The following is an 18,034-nucleotide window of genomic DNA, read 5'->3' as shown; positions in this document are numbered from 1 at the left end:
GCGTACGCTCCCGCCGTCAGGCCTTGGCGGGCTTCAGGTAGCCGTGGTCGAGGAGCCACTTCACGTTCAGGCGCTGCCCCTCGCCCGGGTTGAGGAAGGCGGGGTCGAGCTTGATCTGCTCACCGCCGCCGGGCTGCTCGAACCAGGGCGCTATGCCGCCCTGCCAGACGTCGAACGGCTTGGCCACCTCGTACACGCGGTAGTCGCAGGCGTACGCGGCTTCGCGGGTGTTGAGGTTCTGCGGCGGCAGGGAGCGCTCCGCGTAGGAGTCGCCCGCGGGGGCGAGGAAGGAGCCGTACTCCGAGCCGAAGCGGTCCAGGCGCTCGCCCGTCTCCAGGGTCTCGCGGCCCTTGTCGACCTGGCCGTTGACCGTCTCGAAGCCGTCGTTCGGCGGGTACTTCCAGCTGCCCGTGCCGGCCGGGCCCTCCCAGTACTTCTTCAGGAACGCGGACGGTGTGAGCTTTCCGGTGCGCTTCCAGCCCTTGAGGAGCGGGCCGACCGGCCGCTGCCCCTTCTTCGGCAGCCACTGAGGGCCGAGGCGCGCGTCGTCCTGGTAGGTGCCGGTGCACGGCTCGTGCGGCGTGCCGGTCGACGCCGGCGGCTTCGGAGCCGGGGCCGCGGTCGCGGCGGGGGCGGCCGCCACGGCCGTCGCAAGTGCGGCCGTCACTCCCATCGCGGCCAGGGTCGTACGGATCCGGATCACACGGCTGTGGTCCACTCAGTGGCTCCTCGTCTGCGCTCATACTGGTCCCGCGCGGCGGCGCGGGAACAAAGGTTCACCCGCACAGACGGCCGATCAGCGGCTCCGGGAGCCGACTGACCGATATGACGTGCCTGGTGACGGCTATTCGGCCAAAACGCATCGGGGCCCGGTCCTGGCGGCGTACGAGCGCGCGCCGATGAGCAGTGCCCAGCCGAGCCCGCCGAAGGCGAGGCCGCCGAACGCCACCATCCACGTGAGCCCGGAACCGGTGGTGAAGACGCCCTCCGGCTCCGGGCCCGGCAGGACGCCGACTGCCATGAGTGCGGCGCCGAGCGTCAGGAGCGTTCCGTAGCAGGCGAGTCCGGCGCCGGTGAGCCAGGCCGGGACCAGCGGCAGCAGCCGCGGCACGCGGCGCCCGGACAGGGGCGGCGCCCATCGCGGGAAGACCTGCCCCCAGCGGTGCAGCAGGCCGAGGAGCAGGAAGACGCCGAGGAGCGCGGCGAGGACCGTGACGTCGATCCCCACGGCGGCGAGGGCCCTGGGGGCGCCGGACGAGTCCGCCTCGACCTCCTTCTGCCAGGCCTCCCCGCGCACGCCGATCGCGTCGCCGCCGCACAGCCAGACGGTCTTCACCCCGGCCCAGGGCAGCAGGCCGCAGAGCAGGACGTACGCCGTCACTCTCGTCCGGCGCGGCGCGGTCGACGGCTCCGGATGCGCCAGCGGCCCGTCGCTCGGCCCGGTGTGCGCCTGCCCGCAGCGGGGGCAACGGCCCTTGAGGCGACGGCGGTACGCCACGGCGGCCACGGCGAGCAGGACCGTGCTCCCCGTCGTCAGGAGGAGCTGCGCCAGGCCGGTGACGCTGTCCACGCCCGAGCCGGAGGCCAGCGTCACGAAGGTCGGCGGCACGCCCGGCACGGTCCAGCCGAGCGCGGGGAGCAGCACGCCGAACGACACCCCGACCGCGATGCGGCCCCGCCGCGTGAGCGCCCGCGCCGAGGCCAGACTCACCGCCGCGGCGAGGATCCCCGCGACGGCCGTGGCGAGGAGCACGGCGGACGGGTAGTACCGCTCCCCCGCCAGCGGTACGCCGGTGCCGGTCGCCGCCCAGGCCATCTGCACGGCGGCGCTCATGACGGCCCACAGGGCGGCGGCGCGCGGCGCCCACGCGGGCCAGCGCCGCCACCACGGCGCCCTGGGCCGGTGGCCGCGCGGGCCCGAACCGGCGGGCGCCGCCGGGGAGTCGGGAAGCGGGGTCGGGAGTGTCACGGCGTCCTCCGGGTCGGCGGGTGCGGTACGCGACCTGGGCTGGGCGTCCGCGCTCCCGAGCCTCTCCGGCGCCGGGCACCCGGCACATCGCTCCGTCGGCGCACCCGTCTCCGCCGCGCGGCGGAGACCGCGTTCACCCGGCGGCGAGGAGCGGACCGCGCCAGGGACCGCGACTGCGAGGACCCCTGCGCCCCAACGCGGCCGCCCGCCGCCCTTCCCTCCCACTCATGGCTCACCCTGCTCTCGCACGAGACGACAGGACATCTTTGAGAGCGCGCAGGATATTCAGCGGATCGTTCGATCTTCCTAGGGTTGAGCACATCAACACGTCGGGCGGGGCCGCGGATCGTCTCCGCGGCCCGAGCCCCCAGCCAGTAGGAGATCCCGTCATGCGCGCAGTGATCCAGCAGTCCTTCGGCGGCCCCGAGGTCCTGGAGACCGTCGAGACCGAACGGCCCACGCCACTCGGCGGTGAGGTCCTCGTCCGTGTGCGCGCCAGCGGCGTGAACCCGGTCGACGTGGCGGTCCGGTCGGGTGCCTACCCGCTGCTCGGCGAGCCGCCGTACGGCGTGGGCTGGGACATCTCCGGCGTCGTCGAGGAAGCGGCCCCCGGCGCCCGGTTCAAGCCCGGCGACGAGGTGTTCGGCATGCCGTTCTTCCCGCGTGCGGCGACCGCGTACGCGGACTACGTCGCCGTGCCGTCGCGCCAGGTGGCCCGCAAGCCCGCCGCGGTCGACCACGTGCACGCGGCCTCGGTGCCGCTCGCCGGGCTCACCGCGTGGCAGGGCCTGGTCGACGCGGCCCGGCTCACCGAGGGCCAGCGCGTCCTGGTCCACCGCGCCGCGGGCGGCGTCGGGCACTTCGCCGTGCAGATCGCGAAGGCGCGCGGCGCCCATGTGACCGCCCTGGCGAGCGCCCCCAAGCACGACTTCGTCCGCGGCCTGGGCGCCGACGAGGTCATCGACTACCGCACCACCGACTACACCGAGGCGGTCAAGGACCTCGACGTGGTCTTCGACTCCTCGTCCGACGGCGCGCGTTCGCTGTCGGTGCTTCGTCCCGGCGGGACCCTGGTGAGCATCATGGAGCACGGCAACCAGGAGCTGGCCGCGGCCGTCGAGGAGGCGGGCCGCCGCTTCGCGGGCGTCTCCGTGGAGCCGGACTACGCGTCCCTGGAAGCGATCGCCCGGCTCGTCGACGCGGGGCGGATACGGCCGCACGTCTCCGCGACGTTCGACCTCACCGAAGCCGCGCGGGCGCACGAGCTGGTCGCGTCCGGTCGCACCCAGGGCAAGGTGGTGTTGACCGTCTCTTGATCAACGGCCCGTATCGTGGGCGGCCCGATCGTGGACGACGACGAAGGGGCGGGGCGTTGGACATCCTGACCGAGGCGCTGAGCTCGATGCGGACCGGGCATCCCACATCCGTGCGCACCGAAGGACGCGCACCCTGGGGCCTGCGGCTGCCCTCCGCCGCCGGTGCCGGGTTCCACGTGGTGCTGCACGGCACCTGCTGGCTGATCCCCGTGGGCGCGCCCCAGTTGCCGCCGCTCGCCCTCAGCCCCGGCGACGTGGTGTTCCTGCGGGACGGCACCGCGCACGTCCTCGCCGACCACCCGTCGACACCGGCCGAGGAGGAGCGGGCCGAGCAGTTCAGCCCGGGTTCGCCCATCGGCACGGTCTCACTGGGCGGCGACGGCCCGCGCACCAGCCTGCTGTGCGGCAACTACCACTTGGACCAGGGGCGTCCGCATCCGCTGGTGGGGCAGCTGCCCGAGGTCGTCCACCTGTCCACGGGGCACGGCCGCCACCCGGAGCTGAGCGCCGCCGTCCAGCTCCTCGGCACCGAACTGGAGCACCCGCGCATCGGTTCGGCCGGGATCGTCCCGGCCCTGATCGACTCGCTCCTGCTCTACATCCTGCGGGCCTGGCTCGAGGACCAGCCGCCCGCGACCGCCAAGGGCTGGGCCGCCGCGCTCAGCGACTCCGCGGTCGCCCCGGCCCTCGCCGCGATCCACACGGACCCGGCCGGCCAGTGGACCGTCGAGTCCCTCGCCGACCGCGCGGGCCTGTCCCGCGCGGCCTTCGCCCGCCGCTTCGCGACGCTGGTCGGCGAGCCGCCGATGGCGTACGTGACGCGCTGGCGGATGACGACCGCCGCCCAGCTCCTGCGGGAGTCCGAGGTCCCCCTGACCACGGTCGCCGCCCGCACGGGCTACGGCTCCGAGTACGCCTTCGCCAAGGCCTTCAAGCGCGAGTACGGCCAGGCCCCCGGCGGCTACCGGCGCCGCTCGCGCGCCGGCGCGTGAGCGTCCCGCCGCGCCCCGTTCACCGGTCGCGCGTCGCGCCTCCGGCCGGGACGGCGAGGCCCTGGACGAAGTGGCGTTGCGCGGCGAGGAATCCGGCGGCGTAGACCGACCGGGGAGCGAACACCGCGGTGAGGGTGATCCTGACCTCGGAGCGTTCGAGGTCGTCCGGCACCAGGGAGTGGGTGGCGCCCGGGTAGTGCTCCACGCGCAGGCTCGTGCGGGGCAGGAGCGCGCGGTAGACGGACTCGGTCTCGGCCACGTCGACGTTGTCGTCGTGGCCCGCCAGGACCAGCAGGACCGGTGTGCCGCGCATCGCGCGCAGGTCCGCGGTGGCGTCGGCGGTGTGGTTGCGCGAGGCGAAGCGCCAGCGGCCGGCGGTCATGCCGCGCGGGTCGTGGACGGCGGAGCGGTACTCGGCGAACGACGCGCCCCTGCGCAGCAGCCGCAGCGTCACCTCGCGCCTGCGCAGCGCCGCGGCCTTCCGCGCCGGGGACGCGCCGTCGCGGCGCAGCTCGGCAAGGAGGTTGTAGCGGCCTTGGCGCTGCCAGTTGACGGCCGGTGAGACGGCGATGACGAACTGGAGGTTCCGGTCGCGGGCGGCGACCTTCGGCAGCACCCAGCCCGCCTGGCTCGCGCCCCACAGGCCGACGCGCCGCCGGTCGACGTCGGGCCGGGCGCGGGCCCAGGCGACCGCGGCCAGGGTCTCCTCCGCCCGGTCGGCCATGCTCTGCTCCAGCCAGTCGCCGCCCGAGCCGCCGACACCGGGCTTGCTGAAGGACAGCGAGGCGTATCCGGCCCTGGCGAATGACTCCCACAGAGGCCGGTAGAACGAGTCGTGGGTCGCGTCGACGGGCCCGTCACCGTGCACGAACACGACCACGCCGAAGGGCCCTTGACCCTTCTCCGGGCGGGCGAGGACGCCGTCGAGCGTGTGCCCGTCGTGCCGCAGCCGCACCCGCTCCTCGCGCAGCGCGTACACGTGCTGCCAGAGCACCACGCCGCCGAGGCCCGCGGCCACGAGCACCACGCCGACCAGGCACCACACCACCACGCGGCGCCTCTTCCGTCCCCGCCCCGACCCGGCCGCGCCGCGCAGGTGCCGTCGCATGCCCCACCCCCATGCCTCTCGTTCGAGAAATCTATCGTTTGAGAAACTCTCGTTCTGAGCATGAACGTAATACACTCGATCGCACAAGGGGCGCTTCCTCAGGGCGCGACTCTTCGCAAGGGGCGGATCCACGGGAGGGAGCGGTACGCATGAGCGCGGCGGAGCAGGAGCACGGGCGCACGGCGTCGGCCGACGGGGAGGTCGGCATACGGCGGGGCGTCCCGGAAGGCGCGGAGGAGCAGGTCGCCGCGCTCTACTGGGAGGCCTTCGGGCGGAAGCTGGGCCCGGGCCTCGGCCCGCCCGACGCCGGGCGGGCCTTCCTCGCCCGGCATCTGCACCACGACCGGGGCGTCGTCGCGGCGCGCGGGGAGCGGATCGTGGGCGTCGCCGGATTCCGCCTTGACGGGCGCGCGCTGACCGGAGGAGGCGTGCGCGACGTCCTGTCCGCGTACGGCCCGCTCCGCGGTCTGCCGCGGCTCGCGGCGCTCGCCCTGTTCGAGCGGACGGCCACCGCCGGGGAGCTGGCCATGGACGGCATCGCCGTGGCCGCGGACCAGCGCGGCCACGGCATCGGCAGCCTGCTGCTGCGGGAGGTCATCGCCGTCGCGGCCGAGGCGGGCCGCCACCGCGTCCGGCTGGACGTCATCGACGTCAACCCGCGGGCCCGCGCCCTGTACGAACGGCACGGCTTCACCGCGGCAGGGACCCGGCGCACGCCGTATCTGCGTTCCCTGATGGGCTTCGGCGCGGTGACGACCATGCGCCGCGCGGTCACGCCCGCGCAGGCTCCAGCAATCCGGGAGACACGATGAGCACCACCGCACACGAGGCCGCGGACCGGCCCGAGATTCCGACGCGCCTCTTGGTCCACGCCCTCGTCCGCGAGGACGGCACCGTCGACGCGGGCGAGCTGTACACGGTCGCGAACGTCCTCGGCATGAGCGACCAACAGGTCCGGCTCTGCGTCAAACGACTCGTCGGCGAGGGCCGGTTCACCCACGAGGGCCGGGGCCGCAAGGCCGTGCTGCGCGCCGTCGCCGACGCCACCGGCTCCCTCGCCCCGGACGCCGCGTACGTGCGGCACGCGTACCGCCAGGATCAGGGGCTCGCGCCGTGGGACGGCACCTGGCACCTGTTCGCCTTCGCCGTGCCCGAGTCGAGGCGCGCCGCCCGCGACACGCTGCGCGACACCCTCCTGCACCTCGGCGCCGCCCCCGTCCAGGGCGGTCTGTACGTGTGCGCCAACGCGGTCGGCGACCTAGTGGAGGCAGCGGCACGCCACCTCGGCGTGCTGCCCTCGGTCACCTTTCTCACCAGCACGGATCTACGCATCGGCGAACTGGAGACGCCCCGGGACCTGGCCGCGGCCCTGTGGCCGCTCCCGGAGATCGCCGAGCGCCACGACCGGCTCGCGGCCCTCGCCGAGTCCTTCCTCGCGGGACCGGGCGGCGCCGGGGAGATGACGGACGTCGAGCGGCTCACCCTGGCCGTCACGCTCGCCGCCGCGTTTTCCGCGGCGATGAGGCCGGACCCGCTGCTGCCACCCGAGCTGCTGCCCGAGCCCTGGGCGGGCCGCAGGGCCAGGGCCCTCGCCGCGCGCTGCTGGGAGCTCCTGGCACAGCCGCGGCCGACCGGGGATCCGGCGCGCCCCGCACCCCGTCTGTTCCGCCTTTACGCGGACGCGTTGGCAGACGCACACGGATGGAACGGCGGGGACCGAGTCGACTCTTGACGGTCTGGCGGCGACGGGACGGCGGAACGGCGGGCGCGGTTCGGGACCGACCTGCACCCCTTTGTCCGGCCCTTGTCCGCGTTGCACATGATGCAACCCATGTTGCGGCTATTGCCTGTTCAACCGCCCAGGGTCCAAGGTGTCTGCCACATCGCCACTACCGTCACTTCTGACACACGAGGTGCAGCATGGACAGACGCCGGTTCATCGCTACGACACTCGCCGCGGCCGCCGCCGGGGCCGCCGTCACCACCACGTCCGCCGGGGCCGCGCCGCTCCCCGGCCGCGGGCGCCCCCTCTTCCTCGGCACCTACACCTCCGAACCGGGCGGCGGCACCGGCATCGGCCTCGCCACGTACGACGAGACGACGGGCCGCATCACCGGTGCCGGGACGCTCGCCGGGGTCCTCGACCCGTCGTACCTGGCGGCGCACCCCTCAGGGCAGACGCTGTACTGCGTCAACGAGCGGTCGCCGGGCACCGTGACCGCCGTCGCGCTCTCCCCCGACGGCGCGCACCGGGTGCTCGGCACCCGCGGCACCGGCGGCGACGGCCCCTGTCATCTGTCCGTGCACCCGAGCGGCCGCTGGCTGCTCAGCGCCAACTACACCTCCGGCAGCGTGGCCGTGCACCCCATCGAGGAGTCCGGCGCGCTCGGCGAACGCACCGACCTCGTCAAGCACTCCGAGCCCGCGCCCGGCCCCGGGCAGCAGGGCCCGCGCGCCCACCAGATCGTGACGTCCCCGGACGGCCGCCACGTCCTGGCGGTCGATCTGGGGACCGACACCGTGTACACGTACCGCCTCGACACGGGGGCGGGCACGCTGCGCCCGGTCACCCGGGTGACGCTGCGGGCGGGCGCCGGACCGCGGCACCTCGCGTTCCACCCGTCCGGCTGCTTCGCGTACGTGGCCAACGAGCTGGACAACACGGTCGTGGCCTGCGCCTACGACGCCACGACCGGGCGCCTGACACCGGGTGAGCCGCAGTCCACGGGCACCCCGCCCGGCCTCACGAACTATCCGGCGCAGCCCCTGGTGACCCGCGACGGCCGCTTCGCGTACGTCGCCAACCGGGGGCACAACTCCCTGGCACGGTACGCCGTCGAGCGCGACGGAGCCCAGCTGCGCCTCCTGGGCACGACGCCCGCGGGCGGGGACTTCCCCCGGCACCTCGCCTTCTCCCCGGCGCAGCGGCTGCTGTTCGTCAGCAACCAGCGGTCCGGTTCCGTGAGCGTCTTCCGCGTCGACGAGGGCACGGGTGAACTCACCCTGACCGGCGAGCCGTTCGCGGCGCCGATGGCGGTGTGCGCGCTGCCCCTGTAGGCCCGTGGGGGCGCCGCGCGGTCCGGAATAGGCTGGCCCGGTCCGGGCCGCGGGCGCCCGGCGCGACGACCGGGAATCAAGGGGAGGTTCTCCATGGCGGGGAATGCAGGGGCGGGGCAGGTCCGCGTCGCGGTGATCGGCAGCGGCGGGGTCGGCGGGTACTTCGGCGGGCGGCTCGCCGCCGCCGGGCACGACGTGCACTTCGTCGCGCGGGGCGCCCATCTGGAGGCCCTGCGGCGCGACGGTCTGCGCGTGGACAGCACGGCCGGGGACTTCGCCGTGGCACCGGTGCGCGCGACCGACGACACCCGGGACATCGGCGAGGTCGACTACGCCCTGCTGTGCGTCAAGACCTGGCAACTGCCGTCCGCCATCGCCGCGTTGAAGCCGCTCGTCGGCTCCGGCACGGCGGTCGTGACGTTCCAGAACGGCGTGGAGGCCCCCGAGCAGGTGGCCCGCGCGGTCGGCCGCGGCACGGTCCTGCCCGGCACCGCGAAGATCATCGCACGCCTTGACGGACCCGGGCGCGTGCTCCATGCCGGCGGCCCTGCGGCCCTGGCGTTCGCGGAGTGGGACAACAACCCGTCCGAGCGCGTGGCGCGCCTCGCGGCCGCCCTGACGGGCGCGTCCGTTGCCGCCTCTGTGCCGGACGACATCTGGGCGGAGCTGTGGGCCAAGTTCCTCTTCGTGGTGCCCTTCGGCGGGCTCGGCACGGTGACGGACGCGCCGTTCGGCACGCTGCGCTCGCGGCCGGGGACACGGCGGCTGCTGGTCGAGGGCATGACCGAGATCCAGCACCTGGCGGCGGCCCACGACGTGCCGCTGCCACCGGACATCGTGCCGAGGACGCTGGACTTCGTCGACCAGCAGCCCGCCGACGGCACCTCGTCGCTCCAGCGCGACATCCTGTCGGGCCGCCCGTCCGAGCTGGACGCGTGGAACGGCTCGGTCGTCCGGCTCGGCGAGCGCACCGGGACGCCGACGCCGGTCAACCGCTATCTGTACGAAGTGGCGAGCGTCCTCGCGACCCGGTCGGCGGAAGCCTGACCACCCGCCTCGTCACCCCGTGTCGTCGCATCGGCCCGCGCGGGCCGATGCGACGACACGGATGCCTTGCGTCCGAGCGCGCGTCAGGACGCGGTGAAGCTCACGTCGTCGGCGCTGGGCACGATCTCGACCTCGTCGCCGAGGGCCCACTCCGCGACGCGCGAGACCGTCGCCGCCGGTACGGCGTCGCTGATGCCCTCGGCCGCCGGGATGTCGTACGTCCCGTGGGCGTCGTGCGGCATGACCACGCGGAAGTCCAGGTCGAGAGCGGTGCGCGCGGTGGCGCTCACGCACATCTCCGACATGACGCCGCAGATGGCCAGCGAGGTGACGCCTTCCTCGCGCAGCAGCTCCTCCAGTTCGGTCTCCTCGAAGCCGTCGTCGTACTCCTTGCGGATCACGACCTCGCCGCGGTCGGAGTCGACGGGCAGGTGCAGCCGCCAGCCGGGCGTGCCCGGCTCGTCGGTGGCGCCTTCCGGGCCGTCGTTCTGGAGCTGGACGACGAGGGCGTCGGCCGCGCGGGCCTTGGCGATGAGCTGTTCGGTGCGCTGGAGCACACGCTCGACGTGAGGAATGGCATCGTCGCCGGAGACGAAGGCGGACTGCATGTCGACGACGATCAGGGCCTGAACCGGTTCCACCGGATCATTGGGCAAAGACTTACTCTGCGCGCTCATGGTGCCATCATGCCTGGATGACCCCGGTGACCGGTAACCGGCCCTGCGATCGATGCCGGTCCCATCTCCCCCACAGGGAACAGCGGTTCGGCCGGAAGGAGCCCTCAGGCCTCCGGGGGCGCCGGGCGCAGCGCGGGGCGGCGCAGCAGCCGCGCCTTGGTGAGCAGGGCGTGCATGCACTCGGTGACCTGGCCCAGGTCCTCGACGGGCGCGTGGAAGGGCAGGCGCACGTCGGCCTGACTGCTGACGCGTTCGAGGCGCAGGGTCAGGCCGTGCCGGTCGATGGCGAACGGTTTGACGTTCACGACACCGCTCAGGCTCTCCGCCGCGATGAGCCGGGTGAGCTGCTCGACGGCGTCGGGGTGGGAGTCGGCGAGGTGGGTGAGCAGCCGGGACTCGGCGTGGGCGAGCGGATCGGGGTCGGCGAGCGCGAACTCTTCGAGGTCGATGCCGATGCGGCCGTGGGTGTCGTGCAGGACGACGGTGGCCGGCTCGAAGACGAGCTCGTCGCGGGTGGCCGTGAGCGAGCCCGACAGCCACAGGCGGCTGCGCACCCGGTCCCGCACCGGCACCGGGGCGACGTCCGCGAACTCCACGAGGGTGGACGGCTCGCCGCGCGGCGCGCAGATGAGGGCGGCCGCGAGGGCGCTGTCCTCCGGCGGGCTGAGGCGCACGGCACCCCGCTCGGTGACGCTGTGGGCGCCGAGGAGTTCGTCCCTGCCGATCTCCGTGGTCACCGCGCAGGACCAGGCGGTGGCGAGCACGGAGCGGGCGCGCGCCGCCGCTGCGGGCATGGTCGTGCTGATGTGTCGGACACCCATCCTCAACCTCCATTAGGTAAGCCTTGCCTAACTTATCGGAGATCGAGGAGTGCTGCCAGCACGCGCGACCTGCGGCGCGCCCCCCGCGCCGGATCGCGTGACCCGCACCGGATCGACAGGGTGACGACCGGCGTCAGATCCGGCGGTGCATCCCGATCGACGCGGGAGCCGTGTCGCGGAAGCCGAACTTCTCGTACAGGAAGCGCGCGTCACCGTCGGCGATGAGGGAGACGTACGCCCCCTCGGGCGCCCGGCGCTCCAGCTCGTCGACGAGCGCGGCCATGATCTGCCCGCCAAGACCCCGCCCCTGATGCGCGGGCAGGACGGCCATGTCGACGATCTGGAAGACGCAGCCGCCGTCGCCGACGACACGGCCCATGCCGACCGGCTCGTCCCCCGCGTACACGGTGACCGCGTGCCAGGTGTGGGGCAGTCCGGCCGCGGCCTGCTCGACCGTCCGGGGGCTCAGGCCAGAGGCGGCGCGAAGGTGGAGGTAGGTCTCGACGGAGGGCGTCTCGGTGCGCACTTCGTAAGGGTCAGTAAGCATGTTCACCTGCTACATGCTAGCAGTGCGAAAAAGCCACCCGCGGGTCATGTCCGCAGGTGGCCTTCCCAAGGGCGCGACGTCGGTCAGTGGCCGCGCGCGATCCACTCCTGCACGTGACCGGACTCCGCGCCGATCGTCGTGCTGTCGCCGTGGCCGGTGCGTACGACCGTCTCCGGCGGCAGCGTCAGGAGCCGCTCGCGGATCGACTCGATGATCGTCGGGAAGTCGCTGAAGGACCGCCCGGTGGCGCCCGGGCCGCCCGCGAACAGCGTGTCCCCGGTGAACACGGTGCCCAGTTCGGGCGCGTGCAGGCTGACGGCGCCCCGGCAGTGGCCCGGCGTGTGCAGGACCGTCAGGGTCGTGCCTGCGACATCCAGTTCCTGGCGGTCGGCCAGCTCGCCGTCCGGCGCCCGGTCCGGGTGGGTGAGCTTCCACAGCTCCAGGTCGTCCGGGTGCAGCAGGACGGGCGCGCCGGTGCGCTCGGCCAGCGCGGGGGCGGCGTCGACGTGGTCGTCGTGGGCGTGGGTGCACACGATGGCGACGACGCGCCGGTCGCCCACGGCCGCGGCGATGGCGTCAGCGTCGTGCGCGGCGTCGACGACCAGGACCTCGCGGTCGTCACCGACGAGCCACACGTTGTTGTCGACGTCCCAGGTGCCGCCGTCGAGGGAGAACGTGCCGGAGGTGACGAGGTGTTCGACGCGGACGGGGCCCGCGGTCGCGGAGGCCATCAGAAGACCACCACCGAGCGCAGCACGTCGCCGTGGTGCATCCGCTCGAAGGCCTTCTCCACCTCGTCGAGCGCGATCGTCTCGGTCACGAACGCGTCGAGGTCGAGCCGCCCCTGCCGGTACAGGTCGATGAGCATGGGGAAGTCCCGCGAGGGCAGGCAGTCGCCGTACCAGCTCGACTTGAGCGCGCCGCCGCGCCCGAAGACGTCGAGCAGCGGCAGGTCGAGGCGCATCTCCGGGGTCGGCACGCCCACCAGGACGACTGTGCCCGCCAGGTCGCGGGCGTAGAAGGCCTGCTCGTACGTCTCCGGGCGGCCGACGGCGTCGATGACGACGTCGGCGCCGAAGCCGCCGGTCAGCTCCCGGACGGCCTCGACCGGATCGGCCGAGCGGGAGTTGACGGTGTCGGTCGCGCCGAGGCCGCGGGCGGTCTCCAGCTTCCGGTCGTCGATGTCGACCGCGATGATCTTCGCGGCTCCGGCGAGCCGGGCCCCGACGACGGCCGCGTTGCCGACGCCGCCGCAGCCGATGACGGCCACCGAGTCGCCGCGGGTCACCCCGCCGGTGTTGATGGCGGCGCCGAGCCCGGCCATCACGCCGCAGCCGAGCAGGCCCGCGGCGGCCGGGGACGCGGCCGGGTCGACCTTGGTGCACTGCCCGGCCGCGACGAGGGTCTTCTCCGCGAACGCGCCGATGCCGAGCGCGGGCGCGAGCTCGGTGCCGTCGGCGAGGGTCATCTTCTGCCGCGCGTTGTGCGTGTTGAAGCAGTACTGGGAGCGGCCCCGCTGACAGGCCCGGCACTGGCCGCACACGGCACGCCAGTTGAGGATCACGAAGTCACCCGGGGCGACCTCGCTGACGCCCTCCCCCACCGACTCCACGACGCCCGCCGCCTCATGGCCGAGCAGGAACGGGAAGTCGTCGTTGATGCCGCCTTCGCGATAGTGCAGGTCGGTGTGGCAGACCCCGCACGCCTGGACCTTCACCACGGCTTCCCCAGGCCCCGGATCCGGCACGGTGATCGTCTCGATCCGCACCGGCTCGCCCTTCGCGCGTGCGATCACGCCCCGCACTTGCTGCGCCATGACTGGTCGCCCTTCTGTCGCTGCGTACGTCCGTACGGCGCAATCGCCTCACCAGAGGACGAACGCGCCGGTAGGAAGGAGCCTACGGCCCCCGCGCCTAGGGTGTGTCCGTGCGTGTACTCGCTGCTCAGACGCTGCTGCCCGTCAATGTGACGCTGGGTGTCGTCCTGCTGGTCCTGCTCCTGGCCGCGGCCGCGGTGGCGGCGGTGTTCCGGCTCTCGCCCGACGGGTCGCGCGGCCGGGCCCGGGAGATCGCCGTGGCCGGTGCGCGGGCGACGGCGCAACTGGCCGCGGTCTCCTTGCTCATCGGCTGGGTGGTCCACCACACGGCGGCCCTGTTCGCGTTTCTGCTGCTCATGTTCGCCGTGGCCACGCGCACGGCGGGGCGCCGCATCACTGCGAACGGCACCTGGTGGTGGGCGGCGGTGCCCATCGCGACGCCCGTCGTGCCGGTCGTCGGCGTCCTCACGCTGACCGGGCTCGTCCCCGTGCGCGGCATCGCGATGATCCCGGTGACCGGCATCCTCATCGGCGGCGCGCTCACGGCCACGGTGCTCGCCGGGCGCCGCGCGTTGGACGAACTTCACACCCGCTTCGGCGAGTTCGAGGCGGGCCTCGCCCTCGGTCTGCTCGCGCACGACGCCCGTCTGGAGGTCAGCCGCCCGGCCGCGTCCGACGCCCTGCTGCCCGGGCTCGACCAGACCCGCACCGTCGGCCTCGTCACGCTGCCCGGCGCGTTCGTCGGCATGCTGCTCGGCGGTGCCTCGCCCGTGCGGGCGGGCGCGGTGCAGCTGTTCGTCCTCATCGCCCTGATGGCGGTGCAGGCGATCGCCACGGCCGTCACCGTCGAGCTGGTCGCCCGCGGGCGGCTGCACCGCGACGAGCCGCCGGAGCCCGCCGGGGCCGACTCCGCTCCCGGCACGGCTGGAGCGTAGGCTCCGCAGCATGTCTGTCTACGACGCAGTAGAGATCGAGAGCCTCCAGGGCGGCCCCGCCGACCTGTCCCAGTACCTGGGCAAGGCCGTCCTGATCGTCAACGTCGCCTCCAAGTGCGGCCTCACCCCGCAGTACGCGGGCCTGGAACGCCTCCAGGAGACGTACGCCGCCCGCGGCTTCACCGTCCTCGGGGTGCCCTGCAACCAGTTCATGGGCCAGGAGCCCGGCACGTCCGAGGAGATCGCCGAGTTCTGCTCGGCGACGTACGGCGTGACGTTCCCCCTGACGGAGAAGGTCGACGTGAACGGCGCGGGACGGCACCCGCTGTACACGCGCCTGGTCACGGAGGCGGACGCCGAGGGCCACACCGGCGACATCCGGTGGAACTTCGAGAAGTTCCTGATCGGCGCCGACGGCACGGTCGCCGCCCGCTTCGCCCCGCAGACCGAGCCCGAGTCGGCCGAGGTCGTGGCGGCCGTCGAGGCGGCGCTGCCCGCCTGACGGCCGCGGCGCGAGGGGGCGGCACCCGGCTGCGGGTGCCGCCCCCTCGCGCGTGACGCCGGTCCCCCGTTACTGACCGACTCGCCCGTCGACGCACTCGCGCAGCAGGTCGGCGTGTCCGCAGTGGCGGGCGTACTCCTCCACGCGGTGCACCAGCAGCTCCCGTATCGAGATGTCGTCCTTGCCCACGCGCTCGCCCAGGTCCTGGTAGGCGGCGAGGGCGGCGTCGGTCTCCGCCTGCTCCCGCTCCAGGTCCGCGTACGCCGCGTCGACCACGGCCTGATCGGCGACGGCCCCGTCGAAGTCCCCGTCCCGCACGCCGTACAGCTTCGGCACCGGATCGCCGAGCCAGCCGCGCCAGTCCCGCTCCACCTCGGCGAGGTGCCGCACCAGGCCGAGCAGCGACATCGTCGACGGCGGCACCGACCGGCGGGCCAGCTGCTCCGCGTCCAGGCCCTCGCACTTCATCCGCAGGGTGAAGCGGTAGTTCGTCAGGAAGTCCTGGAGCGTGGCGAGCTCGCCGTCCGGCGTCCGCCCGTCGCTGTTGCGGGGGTCGTCGCCCGGGTCCACCCACATGTCGGGGTAGACGGTCGCCTGGGTCCAGCGGGAGGTTGGGTCATCCATGGCTCCACGATCGTTCGCGAGGCCCCGGGACCGCCAGTGGTTTTTGGCCGGGACTGGCCTTCCCCGGGATCCGGGCGGACAGGGCGCGGCGCGGGGGCGGCGGAGTGCCCGCGGCCGTCGGCCGCACGGTTATCCACTCGTCGAAGCACCCCAGCGGTCACATGAGCCTGCCGCACCACAAAAGGCATGCATTCCCTCACGCCGAATGGAAGCGCCCGTACCTTTCCATTCTTCGGGAAAGCACGAGGCGCTCTCGTAATCGCTTTCTGGAGTAGCATCTCGGCTACACAATCGGCCGTTGCGTTCAACTCGACGCTGGGGGCGAACGGTTGAACGAATCGGGGTCTCGGGGGCCCTGAATGTTCTTCGGCTGCCTGTCCGGGGGGACTCATGGGCGACATGATCGGCGCAGGAGACATCGTGAGCGCCGTCAGCAATGTGCTGGTGGCGGGGTTGCAGTACCGGCAGGCGGCCGACGATCGAAGGGCCACCGCCGATGAGCGCCGGGAAACACAAGCGCACGAGGCAGAACTCGAACGCCTACGCAAGGAGAATCTCCACGAGGAGGCCCAGCTCAATCAACGATTGGCCCGCGACGAGGCGGCGCGCCAGGAAGCCGCACGCCGCAGCCGGGTCCAGGAGGAAATCGATCGCGAGCACTACCCGTTCCACGGACTCCCCGGAAGTTTCCGGGCGGACCTCGAACTCGAGTATCGGGATCTCTCACAAAAGCCGGTGCTTGCCCTCCTGATGCCGGACACGCGCCAGGAAGGCACTCCCTGGCACGGGCTCCGCGCGCGGGTGATGGGCGACCTGGGGTCGTACGAGCGGCTGAATCTGCTCCGTGTGCGGCTCACCGACCGGCACTTCGCCTGGCCGCACGCCCGGCTCTACGCCAACGACCTCAGGGACCTGCCGGTGCTCGTCGTCGAGACCTCGCACGACCTGTACCGGCTCCACGTGCGCATCGGCGGCTGCCACCTCAACGGCGACCGGGGCGGCAGCCGGATCCAGGCCAGCCAGCAGGTCTACGTGCTGCGCTTCCCCACCCGCTCCGCGTGGACGCCCGAGCGGATGGAGGTCCTCAACAGGACGGCGAGCGCACGCCTGGCGTTCCCGCTGCCGACCCCGACGGACGACCAGCAGCTGATGGAGGTCAACCGCGAACTCGCCAGCCGCATCGTGGCGCTGTGCGTCGTGGCCGCCATGGACGGCTTCCACCTGCTGCAACAGCAGCTCTACGACGAGCAGTTCGACCGGGCCGCCGAGGCCACCGGCCTGTGCGACGACGACTGGCCCGTCGACCTCGGCGTACCCCCGGACATCACCGCCGACCCCGCGTACCACCTGCTGCACATCGCGGAGCGGCACCTCGGCCGGGGCGCGTCGCGGACGGCGCTCGACACCGTCACCGAAGTCATCGAGTCGGCCCGCTCGGCGCCGCTGACCGACAGGCACCGGGACAAGGCACGGGAGCTGCTCGGGCGGCTGCCCGCATCGCCCGACACCCAAGGGCTGCTCACCCGCCTGGACGCCCCGCCGCGGCCCCGCCGCGCCGCTCCGCAGCTGCCCGCCGATACTCCGCGCGCCCTGCGGCCGACGCGCCCCGCTCCCGGTACGTACTCCCGCGACCTGCACGACGAGCACGGGTACGACCCCAGCGGCGACCCCCTCGGCACGGGCGGCGGGACGTCGTCGTGAACATAGTGATGCTGGGGCACAGCCAGGCAGGCAAGACGACGTACATGGCGCTGATGTACAGCACGATGAACAACGGCCCGTACGGCTTCGAAGTGCTCTGCCAGGACCGCGAGCAGCACCACCAGCTGCTGCTCGCGGCGCAGGCCGTACTGCGCGGGGACTACCCGCCGCCGACCGACCACCGGCAGGTCTACGAGCTGAAGCTGCGGCACGGGCCGAGCGACCTGGTGGACTTCCGCTGGCGCGACCACCGCGGCGGCGCGCTCACCGAGCGGTCCACCTCGGGGCAGTCCGCCGAGCTGCGCCGCGACCTGCTCGCGGCGGACGCACTCGTCGTCTTCGTCGACGCGTACGAACTCCTCACCTCGCCCCGGGGAGCCCGCAAGGTCCGGTCCCTCATGGCGCCGATCACGGCGGCACTCGCCGACCGGACGACGTTCGCGCCCTTGGTCATCGCCCTGACCAAATGCGATCTGCTCGCAGGTGACGACGACGTCCGGCGCTTCAACCAGGCTTTCGACCCGCTCATCAACGCCGTCCAGCAGAGCCGCCACGTCTACGGCACGCTCATCGAGCTGGCCTGCGGACCACAGCCGCAGAACGTCGTGGGCCCGGTGCTCTTCTGTCTCTACTGGGCCATCGCGAAGCGCGCCGAGGAACTCAACGGCCGGATCGAGTCCGCCATGCGGCAGGCCGCCGCGTACCAGGCGCAGAACCACCTGGTGGGGCGCTGGCGCGCGGCCTGGCGCGGCGAGCCGCACCCGGGGTGGAGCGCCGCCGACATGCTCAACCGGGCGCAGGCCCAGTACGCGGAGCTGCAACCGCTCATCGAGCCGGGCAAGCGGCTCGAGAACCTCCTGGGCGAACTACCACTGTTCTGAAGTGTTCTGAAAGTCGACATCCACGCGGCAGGACCGGGGGC

General features: G+C 73.2%; 19 protein-coding genes. 10 read left to right on the top strand and 9 right to left on the bottom strand.

Features of this window, described 5'->3' with window-relative positions; translation table 11 throughout:
• Positions 1-16: 16 nt before the first annotated feature.
• Positions 17-703, bottom strand: a complete 687-nt coding sequence (locus IG74_RS0107525; protein WP_030671648.1) for a TNT domain-containing protein — start codon at positions 701-703, stop codon at positions 17-19.
• A gap of 141 nt (positions 704-844) precedes the next feature.
• On the bottom strand, positions 845-1,969 hold the full coding sequence (locus tag IG74_RS0107520; protein WP_234334264.1) for a hypothetical protein: 1,125 nt from the start codon (positions 1,967-1,969) through the stop codon (positions 845-847).
• Positions 1,970-2,358: 389 nt separating this feature from the next.
• Here IG74_RS0107520 and IG74_RS0107515 point away from each other — a divergent pair, with 389 nt between their 5' ends.
• Both IG74_RS0107515 and IG74_RS0107510 read left to right on the top strand, forming a co-directional pair.
• Complete coding sequence (locus IG74_RS0107515) at positions 2,359-3,285, top strand: NADP-dependent oxidoreductase (protein WP_030671642.1); 927 nt, start codon at positions 2,359-2,361, stop codon at positions 3,283-3,285.
• A 56-nt stretch (positions 3,286-3,341) separates the two neighbouring features.
• Entirely contained in the window at positions 3,342-4,277 is a 936-nt protein-coding gene (locus tag IG74_RS0107510; protein ID WP_030671639.1) for an AraC family transcriptional regulator, read from the top strand.
• Positions 4,278-4,296: 19 nt separating this feature from the next.
• Here the strand turns inward: IG74_RS0107510 and IG74_RS0107505 are convergent, their stop codons facing one another.
• A complete protein-coding gene (locus tag IG74_RS0107505; RefSeq protein WP_078868651.1) occupies positions 4,297-5,385 on the bottom strand; it encodes an alpha/beta hydrolase family protein in 1,089 nt (362 codons plus the stop codon).
• Positions 5,386-5,534: 149 nt separating this feature from the next.
• On the opposite strand from IG74_RS0107505, the gene IG74_RS0107500 reads away from it, so the two are divergent.
• The 4 genes from IG74_RS0107500 (at position 5,535) to IG74_RS0107485 (ending at position 9,489) form a co-directional block, all read left to right on the top strand.
• The gene (locus IG74_RS0107500) at positions 5,535-6,197 is read left to right on the top strand and encodes a GNAT family N-acetyltransferase (protein ID WP_051854678.1); all 663 of its coding nucleotides are present in this window, start codon (positions 5,535-5,537) and stop codon (positions 6,195-6,197) included.
• On the top strand, positions 6,194-7,117 hold the full coding sequence (locus IG74_RS0107495; RefSeq protein WP_030671628.1) for a DNA-binding transcriptional regulator: 924 nt from the start codon (positions 6,194-6,196) through the stop codon (positions 7,115-7,117). The genes IG74_RS0107500 and IG74_RS0107495 overlap by 4 nt, the downstream gene beginning before the upstream one ends.
• A gap of 188 nt (positions 7,118-7,305) precedes the next feature.
• Positions 7,306-8,442 (top strand): lactonase family protein, encoded by a 1,137-nt coding sequence (locus IG74_RS0107490; RefSeq protein WP_030671625.1) that lies wholly within the window; start codon positions 7,306-7,308, stop codon positions 8,440-8,442.
• A 93-nt stretch (positions 8,443-8,535) separates the two neighbouring features.
• Positions 8,536-9,489, top strand: coding sequence for a 2-dehydropantoate 2-reductase (locus IG74_RS0107485; protein ID WP_030671621.1), 954 nt, complete (start codon positions 8,536-8,538; stop codon positions 9,487-9,489).
• Between the two features lie 83 nt (positions 9,490-9,572).
• On the opposite strand, the gene IG74_RS0107480 is transcribed toward IG74_RS0107485, so the two are convergent.
• The 5 genes from IG74_RS0107480 to IG74_RS0107460 all read right to left on the bottom strand — a co-directional run bounded on the left by IG74_RS0107480 (position 9,573) and on the right by IG74_RS0107460 (position 13,350).
• On the bottom strand, positions 9,573-10,166 hold the full coding sequence (locus IG74_RS0107480; RefSeq protein WP_051854677.1) for an isochorismatase family protein: 594 nt from the start codon (positions 10,164-10,166) through the stop codon (positions 9,573-9,575).
• Positions 10,167-10,270: 104 nt separating this feature from the next.
• Positions 10,271-10,987: a DUF2470 domain-containing protein gene (locus IG74_RS0107475; protein ID WP_030671614.1), complete on the bottom strand. Its 717-nt coding sequence runs from the start codon at positions 10,985-10,987 to the stop codon at positions 10,271-10,273.
• Positions 10,988-11,120: 133 nt separating this feature from the next.
• On the bottom strand, positions 11,121-11,534 hold the full coding sequence (locus IG74_RS0107470; protein WP_030671610.1) for a GNAT family N-acetyltransferase: 414 nt from the start codon (positions 11,532-11,534) through the stop codon (positions 11,121-11,123).
• 83 nt (positions 11,535-11,617) lie between these two features.
• A complete protein-coding gene (locus IG74_RS0107465; RefSeq protein ID WP_030671608.1) occupies positions 11,618-12,265 on the bottom strand; it encodes an MBL fold metallo-hydrolase in 648 nt (215 codons plus the stop codon).
• Positions 12,265-13,350, bottom strand: a complete 1,086-nt coding sequence (locus IG74_RS0107460; protein ID WP_030671605.1) for an S-(hydroxymethyl)mycothiol dehydrogenase — start codon at positions 13,348-13,350, stop codon at positions 12,265-12,267. The genes IG74_RS0107465 and IG74_RS0107460 overlap by 1 nt, the downstream gene beginning before the upstream one ends.
• A gap of 110 nt (positions 13,351-13,460) precedes the next feature.
• Here IG74_RS0107460 and IG74_RS0107455 point away from each other — a divergent pair, with 110 nt between their 5' ends.
• Both IG74_RS0107455 and IG74_RS0107450 read left to right on the top strand, forming a co-directional pair.
• On the top strand, positions 13,461-14,285 hold the full coding sequence (locus IG74_RS0107455; protein ID WP_030671602.1) for an ABC transporter permease: 825 nt from the start codon (positions 13,461-13,463) through the stop codon (positions 14,283-14,285).
• 10 nt (positions 14,286-14,295) lie between these two features.
• The gene (locus IG74_RS0107450) at positions 14,296-14,787 is read left to right on the top strand and encodes a glutathione peroxidase (protein ID WP_030671599.1); all 492 of its coding nucleotides are present in this window, start codon (positions 14,296-14,298) and stop codon (positions 14,785-14,787) included.
• A 69-nt stretch (positions 14,788-14,856) separates the two neighbouring features.
• Here the strand turns inward: IG74_RS0107450 and IG74_RS0107445 are convergent, their stop codons facing one another.
• Positions 14,857-15,411: a DinB family protein gene (locus IG74_RS0107445; RefSeq protein ID WP_030671596.1), complete on the bottom strand. Its 555-nt coding sequence runs from the start codon at positions 15,409-15,411 to the stop codon at positions 14,857-14,859.
• A 420-nt stretch (positions 15,412-15,831) separates the two neighbouring features.
• Here IG74_RS0107445 and IG74_RS0107435 point away from each other — a divergent pair, with 420 nt between their 5' ends.
• Positions 15,832-17,112 (top strand): hypothetical protein, encoded by a 1,281-nt coding sequence (locus IG74_RS0107435; protein ID WP_158857516.1) that lies wholly within the window; start codon positions 15,832-15,834, stop codon positions 17,110-17,112.
• Positions 17,109-17,993: a TRAFAC clade GTPase domain-containing protein gene (locus tag IG74_RS0107430; RefSeq protein WP_158857514.1), complete on the top strand. Its 885-nt coding sequence runs from the start codon at positions 17,109-17,111 to the stop codon at positions 17,991-17,993. The genes IG74_RS0107435 and IG74_RS0107430 overlap by 4 nt, the downstream gene beginning before the upstream one ends.
• Positions 17,994-18,034 lie beyond the last annotated feature (41 nt).

Origin of the sequence: Streptomyces sp. NRRL B-1347 (genome assembly GCF_000720325.1) — a bacterium.
Classification (GTDB): domain Bacteria; phylum Actinomycetota; class Actinomycetes; order Streptomycetales; family Streptomycetaceae; genus Streptomyces.
Note: the sequence above shows the minus strand (reverse complement) of the source record. Positions and strands in the feature narration are given on the sequence as shown.

Bases quoted from the DNA above. Each gene is read 5' to 3' on its own strand.
- IG74_RS0107470 (WP_030671610.1), bottom strand. From the start codon at position 11,534: ATGCTTACTGACCCTTACGAAGTGCGCACCGAGACGCCCTCCGTCGAG.
- IG74_RS0107480 (WP_051854677.1), bottom strand. From the start codon at position 10,166: ATGAGCGCGCAGAGTAAGTCTTTGCCCAATGATCCGGTGGAACCGGTT.
- IG74_RS0107515 (WP_030671642.1), top strand. From the start codon at position 2,359: ATGCGCGCAGTGATCCAGCAGTCCTTCGGCGGCCCCGAGGTCCTGGAG.
- IG74_RS0107450 (WP_030671599.1), top strand. From the start codon at position 14,296: ATGTCTGTCTACGACGCAGTAGAGATCGAGAGCCTCCAGGGCGGCCCC.
- IG74_RS0107475 (WP_030671614.1), bottom strand. From the start codon at position 10,987: ATGGGTGTCCGACACATCAGCACGACCATGCCCGCAGCGGCGGCGCGC.
- IG74_RS0107490 (WP_030671625.1), top strand. From the start codon at position 7,306: ATGGACAGACGCCGGTTCATCGCTACGACACTCGCCGCGGCCGCCGCC.
- IG74_RS0107500 (WP_051854678.1), top strand. From the start codon at position 5,535: ATGAGCGCGGCGGAGCAGGAGCACGGGCGCACGGCGTCGGCCGACGGG.
- IG74_RS0107465 (WP_030671608.1), bottom strand. From the start codon at position 12,265: ATGGCCTCCGCGACCGCGGGCCCCGTCCGCGTCGAACACCTCGTCACC.
- IG74_RS0107505 (WP_078868651.1), bottom strand. From the start codon at position 5,385: ATGCGACGGCACCTGCGCGGCGCGGCCGGGTCGGGGCGGGGACGGAAG.
- IG74_RS0107485 (WP_030671621.1), top strand. From the start codon at position 8,536: ATGGCGGGGAATGCAGGGGCGGGGCAGGTCCGCGTCGCGGTGATCGGC.
- IG74_RS0107460 (WP_030671605.1), bottom strand. From the start codon at position 13,350: ATGGCGCAGCAAGTGCGGGGCGTGATCGCACGCGCGAAGGGCGAGCCG.
- IG74_RS0107495 (WP_030671628.1), top strand. From the start codon at position 6,194: ATGAGCACCACCGCACACGAGGCCGCGGACCGGCCCGAGATTCCGACG.
- IG74_RS0107445 (WP_030671596.1), bottom strand. From the start codon at position 15,411: ATGGATGACCCAACCTCCCGCTGGACCCAGGCGACCGTCTACCCCGAC.